This window comes from Nocardia sp. CY15 (assembly GCF_009829295.1).
Taxonomy (GTDB): Bacteria; Actinomycetota; Actinomycetes; order Mycobacteriales; family Mycobacteriaceae; genus Nocardia; species Nocardia sputi.
The window spans coordinates 100,049-113,363 of sequence record NZ_VUOT01000005.1; the positions used below are offsets into that span (position 1 = coordinate 100,049).

Below are 13,315 nucleotides of genomic sequence, written 5' to 3' on the forward strand. Positions count from 1 at the left end.
CCGTGGGTGGGAAGGAATCGAGGGTGGAGGAGCGGACGCGATGGCGGACAATGTCGAATTCGATGAGCATCTGTTCCGCAAGGCGGCCCAGAAGACGGGGCATGTCCAGGACCGGGTGACCGGCATCATCGACAGGTTGAGCACGTCGATCGCCTCGCGCGGAAACTGCTGGGGCAACGACACCATCGGCCGCAACTTCGCCAACGGTCCTGACGGCCAAGGCGGCTACACCACCGCCCGCGACAACCTGATCAAGGGCGGGCGCAACGTGGCGGGGACATTCGGCAACTTCAGCGAAGGACAGACGAAGACGGCCGACCTGCTGCGGGACATGGAGCAGGGCAACCGCGACGGCGTGCGGTGATGCGGGGCCCCCGATGACGAACGAGCAAGCCAAGTCGGACTTGGCCGAGATCCTCGACGGTGTCCAGGAACAGATGCGGATCATCGTCCGGTTGCAGCAGGAGCGCGCCGAACTCACCGGCCGCGCGACGGTGCGCGGCAAGCGGGTGACGGTGGTCGTGAACGCCGACAACACGGTCATCGATACGCAGTTCGGCGCGACCATCGAGGACCTGAGCTATGCCGAGATCGCCAAGGCGATCACCGAGGCCGCGCAGCAAGCCAGCGCCGATGTGGCCCGCAAGACCCGAGACCTCATGGCGCCCCTCGATACTCACCGCGCACGAATGCCGAAGTTGTCCGATCTGGTCGAGGGCATGCCCGACCTGCGGGCACCGGAACCGGTCCCCGCCCCGACGGCGCCGCCGAACGCCCGTGAACGCAGGGATTTCTCGGACGGCAGCGGCATGCGTTTCACCGACACCGAGACCGTAGAACGCGATCGTGGTGGATCGGTCACCGATTCGAGCTGGTGAACTCGGTAGCCGCACCGGGCGATCGAGGTAACCGGCCATGGCTATCGAGCTGCCCGCGGCACTGAAGTACCTCGAGCCGATCGTCGGCATGGAGTGGCCCGAGGGCAACGAGGACCAGATGTGGGCCTTGGGCGGTGACTGGCGTACCGCCGCGAGCGAGTTGCGCTCGGTGATCCCCGACATCGAGGCGGCCAAGAGCGCCTCGACGACCGCGTATCCGTCAGGTGACGGTTACGAGGAAATGGTCAAGGCCTTCGACAGCTTCCTGCAATTCAGCGGAAGCAACCCGCAAGACGACCAGACGCTGGCGAAGCTGGCCGACTACTTCAAGGAGATCGGCGACTCGGCCTACGACGTCGGCACCGAGATCGAGTACGGCAAGTTGATGTACTGGTCCTCGCTGGCGTTGCTCGCGGCCGAGCTGGCGGCCTCGTTCTTCTCCGGTCCGTTCAAGCCCGCGGTGGACGCGGCGGCGATCGCGCTCACCAGGATCGCGGTCCGCATCATCGGTCAGCGGTTGGTGCAGGCGGTGATCCAGCGGGTCGGGCGGATCGTCGCGAACCGGTTCGTGAACTTCCTGCTCCGGCATGTCGCGATCGACACGATCCTCGGCACCATGCAGGAACTGGGGGTGCAGGCCTACCAGGTGGAGCAGGGGCACCGCAAGAACATCAACGTCGAACAGGTCATCGTGACCGCCGTCAGCTCCGCGGCGGGCGGTGCGGCGGCCGGACCGTTGGCCGAACGGGTCGGCAACGCGCTGACCCGGAAGTTCGGCCCGGAATTCAATCCGTATCTGCACGGCGCGATCACCGGGACGACGGCGGGATTGGCGGGGGCCGGAGCGGGTTCCGTGGCCGCGACCGCGACTCAGTTCGGGTTCGACGTGGCCACGGACGGGTTGGACAAGGCGCTGCAGAACCTGGGGAACACGCCGGTCGACTGGCGGATGTTCACCGCCGGCGCCTCCAACGGCGCCATGACCAGCGTGACCAAGGTCGGTTCCGCTCAGATGTGGAACAAGCTGATGCCGACCACGATGAGTCGTCCCGACCTGGGAACCCGGCTGGACAGTCTCTTCGCCGACGTGGGGCCACGCGTGGGTTTCCGGCCCGATGGCGCGGGAACGCCCGGAGCGGGTGACGGCAGCGGCCTGGCTCCCGGTGCTGGGACACCCGACCTCGCGGGTGGGTCGAACAATCCGGGGGGATCGAACGGTGCGGGTGCGCCGCGCGCCGGGATGCCCGCCGCCGGGAACAGCAGCCACACAGCGACGAGCCCCGCGAACTCGGATACGTCACGCTCCGGCGCAGCCGACGATACCGCTGCCACTGGTGGAGACCAGGTGTCGAGCGCCGACTCCAATGGGGCGCGGCAGGACGGCAATCAGGCCGGGCGCGACGGTGGGTCCACCACGGCGACATCGACATCCGGTGATCAGGGTTCCTCCGGCGAGCGTGCGTCGTCGGGGGAGCGAACATCGTCAGGCGAGCAGTCCTCGTCGAGTGAGCAGTCCTCCTCGGGGGAGCGGTCTACATCGGCGGAGCAGTCCTCCTCGGGGGAGCGGTCTACATCGGCGGAGCAGTCCTCCTCGGGGGAGCGGTCCATATCGGCGGAGCAGTCCTCGTCCGGGGAGCGGTCCACGTCCGACACCGGGGCGGGACTCGCCGACGAAGGAAAGCAAGACCGCGGGGCAGGCGCCGATCGTTCTGAGGAATCCAATATTGCTGCGGGACAACAGAACAGCGCCGTGTCGGGGGATCCGGCGGGTACGCAGCGCGGCACCGTCGATGGCGTGCAGAGCCCGGAGACACGGTCGCTGTCGGACGCGCCGACGCCGAGCGCGACGCCGGTCGCGGGCGCCCCGCTGACCGGCCCGGCGGCCACACCGCCCGCCGGGCCGACCACTGCGAGCGTGCCACCGTCCAGCAATGCGGCGCCGGGAACGGCGGCGTCACCCGCTTCGCCCGGATCGAGCGACGCGCGGCCCGCGCCGGCCGCGGATCCGCGCGGCCAGGCCGCCGCGCCGGACAGCGACGCGGGTCGCAAGGCGCCCTCCGACAGGGTCCGGGCCGGGGTCGCGGATCGCGGCTCACGTTCGGGCGGCGACGAGCCCGCCGTGCGGGCGGGCAAGGCCGACTCCGAGGCGCCGCGCGCCGAGGGTGAGTCCCGCCAGGACGGGCAGACGCGTCGAGAAGGGGATACGCGCAGCGACGGTGGGACGCGCCAGGCGGGTGCGGACCGACCCGAGGACGAGACTTCGCGATCCCGCGCCACTCCGGAATCCGACGACGGCCGACGCGACAGCGCCGAACCACTCGTGCTGCCGCTCGCCGGTGAAACCGGCGAGTCCAGAACCGCGCGCCGCCCGGGTCCCGACACCGATGGTCCGGCTCGCAGGAACTCGGACGACACCTCCCGGAACGATCCGGAATCCGATGCTCCGCGACAAGATTCGAGGAACCGCGGGGAGTGCGCCCGGCTCTCACTCGAGGAGATCCAGCAGGCCACCGGAAGCAACACCATACGGCCACCGGACGAGCCGGTCGGCGAGCGCGGCATGTCGCTGCGTGACATCCAGCAGGCTGCGGGTGGCCGCCTGTGGGACTACCCGGACGGCGGACCCGACCAGCCTCGCCACCAAGGCATCGCCGACGAACTGCTGCGAATGGCCGCTGGGATGGATCCGCGCGATATCGCCGAAGGCCGTGGGCCGCGCGCCCTGGTGGTGGACGAATACGTCGGCCCGGTGGACGAGCACGGGGTCGGCGCCCATGCCTATACCCTGACCGTGCGCATGGATCCGGACACCGGCGAATTCCACATCGAGGTGTCCGATCCGGCGGCGGGAAGCCGCAGAGGGTTCCCGCCCGACCTGCCGATGGACGTCCGCACGGTGTCGGCGATCCTGTTCGACGGTGCGGGAAACGCGTTGCGGCCCAGCGGATCCGACCCGCGAGTGCGTCCGACCGACGACCGCCCGATCTACAACCCCGACGGCGAGATCGCCGGTCGGCGCGGCGACGAATCGCCGAAGCGGTTCCAGGCACGGATGCGGGCCGAGATGGCCGACATGCGCGCCCGAGGAGAGGCCGAGCGCGCGCGGCGCCTGCGCGACCTGCTGGGCCGCATCGACGACGCGGATCTACCGGAAGGAGTGTCGAGGCGGTCGCTGCGGGTCAGGGCCGCGCAGGCGGAATGGCATGCCCGCGAGTTCCGCAAGAACGCCGACACGTGGTGGCGGGTTGCGGGCGGCAGACCCCCGGACGATGCCCGGATACCGCCGCGTTCGCCTGCGGACCCTGCGCCGGCTTCGGAACCTTCTCGCGTCGGTTCGAACCCATCGGACCCGGCACGGATTCCGCGGGGCGATCGCGATCCGGACGCCGAGGACGAGGCTCGGCGGCCATCCGATCCGACGACCCCGCCGCGCGACGCGGACGACGCAGCGCCGGCGCCGGAGGATCGGAGGGTGGCGCCACCGGCCCGCGACGGTGCGCAGCACGATGACGCGGCACAGCCCTCGCACGACCGCACACCCGACGAGACGCCGGATTTCCTCGGTGAATCCGACGACGTCGAGGAGCGATTGGAGCGCGGAGCGGACGACGATGTTCCGGCCGGCATGTTCCGCGACGCCGACGGGCTGCTGCACAAGTTCGGCGATCGTCCCGACTCCTACCGTGATCCGGACGGCACGTGGCACCACGAGGACGACGGTCCGGGCACCTACCGCGACGACAGCTTCCGGTTGCGCAACGCGCAGAACAATGAGTACATCTCCGATCATCTGACGAAGCGGCCGTACCGGTTCCTGGCCGATCCCGGCCCCGAGCGTGCGTACCCGGTGGTCGACGAGGTGATCGCCGAGCAGATCGCGAAGGCGGTCACCGAGCGCAAGACGTTGCAGGCGCAACGCGACGCGGCCAATGCCGCGGTCAAGCGTCATATGGCGGAGTTCGGGATCGAAGAGATCAGCGACCTCGCCGAGAACCAACTCGCCAAGCGGGTGGAGAGTCTCGAGATCGAGATCCTGGAGTCGGAACTCTCCGACGACGAGAAGCAAGCGAAACTGGATCGTCTCGGCGCGATGGAGCGCAACGCCGCGGAGTTCAACCGGCTGGGTCCGCCGCTGGTGAAGGCGTCGAAGACACTCGGCGAACTGGGCGGCAGGGCATTCGCGCTCGATGCGGATCAGCGGCCGGGTGCGGTGCTGCTGGCCCCCTTCGAGGGCGCGATCGATGGTGCGGACACCGTCGACATCGCGGTGCTGGTCCCTGGTGCGGACGGCGGGCCGCCGAGGCTGGTGGTGATCGAGGCCAAGGGCGTCGGTTCGCAGTTCGGTGGCTCCAAAACGGCCGAAGCGCAGCAGGGTTCGCCGGAGTATCTGCGCCGCACGGCCGCGATCGATAAGAATCTGCGGCGGATCCTGACCGAGACGCCCGAGGAGATGGCCGCGCGCGGTGTCGATCCGGACAGTGCGGCGGGCCGCGCCCTGCTGCGGGCACGTGAGCAACTGCTCCAGGCGCACCGGGACGGGACGCTCGAGGTGGAATACCACCTCGTGCACGTCTCCAAGAACGGGCACGTCACCGCCAGCCAGTTCAATCTCGAACGTGACGGTGTGCTGGTGCGCATCGACGTCATCGGCGGGATCGAATCGCCCGCGCTGGTGCGAACACCGGATCAGGCGACACCCGCCGACGCACCGGCACGCGCTGCCGACGACTCGGCGCTTCCGCCGCAAAGCGACAACGGTGATGCCGCGTCCGCTCGGCAGCTGCTCGGCGTGCCGGGCGAGGACGAATGGTCGCCCCTGAGTCCGGAGGAGGTCGGCGAGCGGCTGCGGGAGCACCTGCGCGACGCGATGGACGATCCCGGATTCGAGGTCTTCGGGTTCGACCTGCCCGGTCTCGATCCCGAGGTGGTGCGGGAGTACGCCAGGGCGATGGTCGATCTGTTCGACCGGTACCCCACCGTGGACCTGCGCAGTGTCGGCATCGGCGGGCTGCCGCCCAAGGTGATCGGCATGGCGCAACCGCGGCTGGATGCCTCGGGGCGCATGTTCACCGACTCGATCGTTCTCAGTTACGACCACGCGACCAGCGCGCAGACCTTCCGGGATCGGATGCAGGCCGGTGTCGACAACGGCCGGTTCTCCTCGGAAGTGTTGCGCCGTCCGGTGCGGGCCGTCGTAGCGCACGAGTACGGTCACGCCCTGGACTACGCGAGTCAGCAGAGTGCGCGGCATCGAGCCGAGGAATTCCTGTACGAGCGCTATCTGGACGACGACACCCGCATCCCCGGTCTCGGTTTCGAGGACTGGCTCGACCAGCTCAGCGGTCACAGCTTCGACCGCGACGGCGACCTGCGGCCGGAAGAGGCGCTGCCAGAGGCGTTCGCCCACGAGGTGCTGCGTCGTGACGACGACGATGCCGACCCGCTCAGCGCCCCGGCGCGTGCGCTCAACGACCTGCTGACCCAGCTGGCCGCCAACCCGCCGGACACCGCCGAGACGCCCCTATCGCTGGAACCCGACCACCTGGGTCCGCCGGCGGATGAATCCCCAGCGCGCGGTGGGGCGAAGAAACCACCGGACGGTTCGGACGGTGTGCCGGAGCCGGGTGATCGAAAAGTGGCGTCGCTGGACCGCGACGGCCCGGACGACAGCCCCGAGCCTCCGGAAACCGGGACGGCCGATGGCGGGGCGAACAAGCCACCCGCCGATCCGCCCGCCCGTACCCCGGACGAACCGAATGACGGCGGCGACGACCGCGACGAGGAGTCGGCGGCGAACGACACCACCCCGATCGCTCCGGAGCACGCTACGGCTGGGCATCGGCCCGAGGGCACGGACGAGCCGGGCGACGCTGACACCGCGCAACCCGTCTCCGGTGACGGCGGCGCCGGAAAGCCCTCCGCCACACCGCCTTCGGCAGACGAGCCCGGCGACGAGTCGGGCCCGCGGTCGGACTGGTACTTCCGGATGCGGATCGAACAGGCCGACTGGGAGGCGGACATGGCGGCCGACCATGCCGCCTGGCTGCGCGAGCTGGCCGACGCCCACCCAGACGACCCGTGGTCGCGATTGCGCGCCGAACAGGCGGAATGGAATGCCCGCATGGCCGCCGATCGCGCGGCCTGGCTGCGGCTGGAGGAGGCCGAGAACGACACATGGTCCGCCGCCGTCGAGGCGGATCGGTTGCGGCGCGCCGCCGACGCCGACCGTGACGATCCGTGGGCCGAACTCCGCGCGCAACAGGCGGAGTGGAACGCCCGGATGGCGGAGGACCGGGCACAGTGGCTGCGCAGGCTCTACACGCCTATCGGGACCGCGTCACAAGACGATTCGGGGGTGGGCACACCGGACTCCGGTTCGCCGGCGCGTCCCGGTTCCGTGTCCTCGGCCGACGCACCCGCCGTCGCACCGGAAGCGGGCGCAACGCCGCGCGCGGCGGACGAGTCGCGCACCGGCGACGTCGATGCGGCCGAGGACCCGCGCGACCGGATGTCGCCCGAGATCCGTGCGGAATACGACCGGCTCGCGGCCGAACTCGAGCAGGCGCAAGCGCGGCGAGCCGAACTGCGGCAGCGTCGCGACGACCTCGCGTCCCGGTTCCCGATCGATGACGCCGACGACTGGGCGGCCCTACGACCCGCACCCGACGGACTGGACCGGACGCTGGAGGACCTGCGCGGCCGGACCATGCCGGTCACCGAGATGCCGGAGCGGCTCGCCCGGATCGACGAGCTGGAACAGGCCGCGCGGGACTTCGCCGAGGCCGACGCCGAAGCCGCCCGCCTGGAGACGGAACTGGCGAACCTGGAGCTGTCCACCACGCCGCTGGCCCGATACGACCAGCTCGTCCAGCAGCGCCAGACACTGACTCGCGAACGCGAATTCTGGCGCGCCAAGCGCGACGACAGGGCCGCGCGCTGCGACCGCTGGGGCGAAAACGTCCGCTTGGAGGACTCGGCGCTGCGCGGTGATCAACTGGAAACCACGATCCTCCAGCTGTACGAGGCGGCCAACGTCCGGACCATCGACGACCTGGGCGGCCTCGACGACGCGCCGCACACCGACCGGGTCGCGGCGCCGCCGCTGGAGGCCGAGCACCGCAGGCAGGTGATCGGGAAGCTCGCGGCCGCCGCCGAGCGGGTCAACCAGCTCGACGAGCAGATCGAGCAGGTAGACCAGCAGATCGCCGATCTGCGCCAGGCCGGCGTCGGAACGGAACGGTCTCGCCCGCAGGACGTGATCGACGCGCTGGAAGAACTGGCGCAGGCCAGGGCCGACGCGCTGCGCGAGATCAAGCCGCGCAGGCACGAGCGCGACGACCTCGCCGCCTGTCTCGGCCTGCTGGACGAGCAGGGACGGGTCGACCAAACGGCCGGTGAGCCGGACCGGCTGGACCGGACCGTGGCCGACCTGCGCGCGGCGGTGCGGGACGGGGTCGCCGACGGAACGCTGTCCGGCGAGGATGCCGCCGCCCGCCGCCGGGACATCGCCGCACTCGACGCCGTCGCGCGGGAGGTGAACACCGCGCACAACGCGATCGGCCGCATCCAGGACGACATGGCCAGGGTGGCGGGCGCGTACCGTGACCTCGTCGAGCGCAGCGGCGGCCGGATGGTGACGGATCGAGTCGGCATCGTCGACGGTGAGCGACCTCGCGTCATCGTGCTCGGTCCCCGGCCCGACCCGGACGCGCCGCGCGCCGACCACGACGCCGCCCTGGCCGCCGCCCTGCGCCGCAGCTCTGATGTGGCGCAGGCGATCGTGCGGCCGGAGACCACGGTCGAATACCGGCGGGTGCTCGCCGACCGCGAGGACAACGTGCGGGCGGAGGAGATGGACCCGCCCGAGATCGAACGGTTGAGCACCGGTTGGGTCGGTGGCCGCCGCCTGGACATCACCTCCTGGCGCGACGCCGACGGCGTGTGGCACCACGTCGATCCGACCCGTCCGGACTGGGAGTTCGGGCGCGACCGGTCCGAGCTGCCCAAGAAGTTCACGCCGAAGGATCCGCCGGACGGTGTCAGCGGGTGGGCGATGGAAGATGTCGTCAACGACATCACGCTGCCGACCGACGACGTCCCGGCGGGCAAAGTCCCGGAAAGCACTCTGCCGGTGCACATGCCGCAGGCGCCGTCGCAGTATGACACCTCGGGCGTCGACCCGAACGACCTGTTCAGCCAGCACTGGGGCGCGGATTCGTACAATGTGGTGCGCCTGCTGTTGATGGCGGCCCAGGTGCCGAAGCATCCGGCGGTGAAGGCGTGGATCCAGCGTCATCCGGAGATCGGCGAGTGGGTGCGGGCGCGGCCGTGGCTACAGCACCTGCCGCCGTTCGGCACGGTGTTCCGCGACTACGCGTGGTTCGCCCCGCCGCGGCGCAACATTCAGCCGATGCACCGGCCGTGGATCGCGGCCGACCATGTGCCGCCGGGTGACCGGGTCGACATCCCGGCGGGCTTGCAGCGCGAGTGGGACCGCGACATCGCGGCCTGGCAGCGGGTACAAGACTGGGCGGACGCGGAATACCAGCGGTTCCTCGCCGACGACAGCGACCTCGACGGGATCGCAGACGGCATCGACAGACATCGGCGCGCCGAGCAGGAAACGCGGGCACGCGAGGTGGTCGACATCGTCGCGCGGCAGCTGGTCCTGCGGCAGCCGGGCATCGACCCGCTCGGCGACGTGAACGCCCAGCTGTCGCGCATCCAAGACGAGATCGACCGAGTGGCGGGCGAAGTCGCGGACCGGTTCGCCGCCGAGGATCCCGAGGCCGTCCGCGACACGATCGAGGACATCCGCGAACTGCTCGCCGGCGGTAGCGATCCCGAACAGCTCGCGGCCGCGCTCGCCGAGCACATGCGCGACGACGTGCCGACGTTCACGCGCGAGGAACTGGCGCGGATCAAGAACCACCTGATGGCCGACGAGCACCGGGTTCGCGACCACGCCGACCCGCACGGCCGGTATGTGCGCACGAGGATGGATCGCCTCGCCGATGTCGCCGAGGCGTGGAACCGCCTGATCGACGGGGCTCCGCTGCCCCAGGACTTCGTGCTGCTCAACGACATGCTGGCCGAGGCGCGTTTCCTCGCCGACAATCCCGGGGCGACCTGGCAGCAAGCCAATGCCCACGCGATCGCGCTCGGGTTCCACTGGGACGCCGACCGCCCGCCGCTGACCGGATGGCGCGCGGGCATCCCGTACGCTCCGGCTCCTCTTCCGCCGAACCCGGGTTACCTGCCGCCCGCGCCGGGTGCGCTCGGCGCGCCGCGGCCGCAGGGGCCGACCGGTGGCCCCGTGGAAGGTCCCGGAGGTGGCGGCGGCCGCCCGCGGGAGGAGCCGTCGCGTCCGCGGGAGGAGGCCGAGTCCTCGGCGCCGCAGCCGAGTGCAGACGGCGGCGCGCGGAAACCACCGGAGGACCCGCCAGCCGCGCGGCGTCAGGACGAGCCCGACGACTCCGGCGACGGCGAGCAGGCCGTGCCGGAGGAGTCCGGGGGCCGCGAGCGTCTGCCGGAGCTGCCGCCTGGCATCGCGCGTCCGGACGAGCCCGGGTTACCGCCGTCGTCTTCCGCGCGAGACGATGCCCACCGGGTGCTCGCCGAGCTCGACGCGCTACACCGTCGCATCGACCAGCAGCTCGATGATCTGCTGCGCCGGGCGAGTTCCGACCTGGACCGGATGCAGCAGCGCGCTCTGGACCGTCTCGCCGACATCGAAGCCGAGGTCACCGAACGGTTCGACGAGCTGTCCGCGCGGCTGCGCCCGGACCAGGCCGCGTCCGAAGGCTCAGCGCCGCCGCTCGGATCACCCGCGGCTCGCCTCGGCGCGGAGCCGGATGACCGGGCCGAGGCGGCGCTGGAGCGCATCCGCACGCAGTTCGATGAAGCGGCCCGCCGCACCGACCGACAGTTCGACGAGCTGCTCCGCGACACGCTCGCCCAGCTCGACGGGGTCGCGGCGGATCTCGATCAGCGCTTCGACGCCGCCGTCTCCCGGCTCGACCAGCTCGCCGCCGGAACGGACGATGCGGCCCACCCCTCTTCCGAGGCGCAGGCGCTGGACGATTTGCACGAGCGCCTGATAGCCGAGCTGGACGAGATCCACCGCCGCGCCATGGACCGGCTCGCCGGACTCGAACGCGAACTTGCCGGATCATCCACTCCCGACCCGGTCGATCTCGACGCACCACCCGCGCCGTCGCGGCCACTTACGGCCGGGCACCCCGGCGCGGGTACGCGCGTCGGCGACCCGGCGTCGCCGACAGCGGTTCGCGGTACCGAGGAATCGGCGCGTGCAGGAAGAGACGTCGATCGCCTGTCCAGGCAACGGGGTTCGGCAGCGCGGGAGTTGGCTGATGCGCAGGCGAATCTCGCGGAGGCTCGGCGTGGTCTGGTGGTGAACGATGCGGATTTGACGCGGGATGCGTTTGATGACGCGCTCGACGATTTACGCGGGCGCACGATTCGGGTCGACGAGCAGCAGCAATGGCAGGAGCGGGTTGCGGAGCTGGAGCGTGCGGCACGGCGGGTCTTCGATGCCGAGGACGAACTCGTCCGGGCCGAAGACGCCGTGCGCCACGCTCGATCCGCCGAGTCGGCCCGGCACGCCTCGGACGCCACAGGCGGAGAACCTATTTCGAGCCCGGCGGATGCCGAGGAGTCGCCCCGCGCCGATGCCGAACAGGAGCGCCTGTCCGCCCAGCGGGATGCCGCGGCGCGAGCGTTGACCGATGCCCAAACTGACTTGGTTGCGGCTCGGCGGGGTTTGCCGGTCGACGACGAGGATTTGGCGCGGGATGCGTTGGATGACGCGCTGGCCGGTTTGCGTGGGCGCACGATGCGGGTCGATGAACAAGGGCCGTGGCAGCAGCGGGTTGCGGAGCTGGAGCGTGCGGCACGGCGGGTGTTCGGTGCCGAGGACGAACTCGCCCGGGCTGAAGACGCGGTGCGTCGGGCTGATCACGCAACGGGGCTACTTTCGAACGATCAGAGCGGCACAGCGGTTTCGCGTGGAGCGGATGGTGAGGTCGGGGAGTCGGCGTATGCCGAAGCCGATGCCGAGCTGGGACGCTCGATCGCCCAACGGGACGCGGCGGCGCGAGCGTTGACCGAAGCGCAAGCTGACTTGGCTGCGGCTCGGCGCGGTGTGCCGGTGAATGACGAGGATTTGGCGCGGGATGCGTTGGATGACGCGCTGGCCGGTTTGCGTGGGCGCACGATGCGGGTGGATGAGCAGGGGCCGTGGCAGCGGCGGATTGCGGAGTTGGAGCGTGCCGCGCGTCAGGTTTTCGATGCCGAGGACGAGCTCGCGCGGGCTGAAGACGCGGTGCGCGAGGCTGATCGGACAAGGTCTGTGCAACGTTCGGCACAGGAAGGGCAGGCGGGCTCGCGGGCGCGCCGAGATGGCGGGGAACCGGATGTAGAGATGCCGCGTCCGGAGAGCGAGGGCGACCAGGACCCGCCCGAGGGTGGGGTTCGCGCGAGCCGTGACGGTGACCAGCACTCGCCGGAGGGTAGGGCTCGGTCGAGCCGAGACGGTGATTCGGAGCCGCCCGAGGATTCATCGGGTCCGGCTACGGCGCGCCCCCACTGGATGCCGCCGAATTGGGCGCTGCGCTCACACATTCCGCACCCGCCGAAGGACTACGAGTTCGAGATGCCGGGCCCCTTCCACAACGAGGTGGAGCCGTGGCCTGTCCCGATGCCGCAGCCGCCGCAACCTCCGAGGCCGCCCCAGCCGCCGACGCCGCCAGTGCCACCGCAGTCGCCGACACCACAGGTGCCTTCTCAGCCGCCGGTTTCGCCGCAGCCGCCGGTTTCGCCGACGCCGCCGGTTTCGCCGACGCCGCCGGTTTCGCCGACGCCGCCGGTTTCGCCGACGCCGCCGGTTTCGCCGACGCCGCCGGTTTCGCCGACGCCGCCGGTTTCGCCGACGCCGCCGGTTTCGCCGGTTCCGCCGGTTCCGCCGGTTCCGCCGGTTCCGCCGGTTCCGCCGGTCCCGCCGGTTCCGCCGACGTCGCCGGTCCCGCCGACGCCACCGGAGCCGCCGACGCCACCGGAGCCGCCGACGCCTCCGGTCCCACCGACGCCTCCGGTCCCGCCGACGCCACCGGAGCCGCCGACGCCACCGGAGCCGCCGACGCCTCCGGTCCCACCGACGCCTCCGGTCCCACCGGCACCTCCCGGCCCGCCTACACCTGGCCAGCCGACCTCGCCGTACCCGCCGGTGCCGCCAGGACCTCTACCGCCGTACCCGTCGGTGCTGCCAGAGTCACCGCCCTCGTACCCGTCGGCACCGCCCTCGTACCCGTCGGCACCGCCCTCGTACCCGTCGGCACCGCCCTCGTACCCGTCGGCACCGCCCTCGTACCCGTCGGCACCGCCCTCGTACCCGTCGGCACCGCCCTCGTACCCGTCGG

The 13,315-nt window shown here is 71.0% G+C and carries 2 protein-coding genes and 1 pseudogene; all 3 read left to right on the forward strand.

The features are described from left to right. Positions 1–40: 40 nt before the first annotated feature. Entirely contained in the window at positions 41–364 is a 324-nt protein-coding gene (locus tag GVY39_RS09875; protein WP_159922838.1) for a hypothetical protein, read from the forward strand. A 13-nt stretch (positions 365–377) separates the two neighbouring features. Next, positions 378–878 (forward strand): YbaB/EbfC family nucleoid-associated protein, encoded by a 501-nt coding sequence (locus GVY39_RS09880; RefSeq protein ID WP_159922840.1) that lies wholly within the window; start codon positions 378–380, stop codon positions 876–878. 37 nt (positions 879–915) lie between these two features. Beyond that, positions 916–13,315: pseudogene (locus tag GVY39_RS09885) on the forward strand (hypothetical protein); the annotation flags it as partial.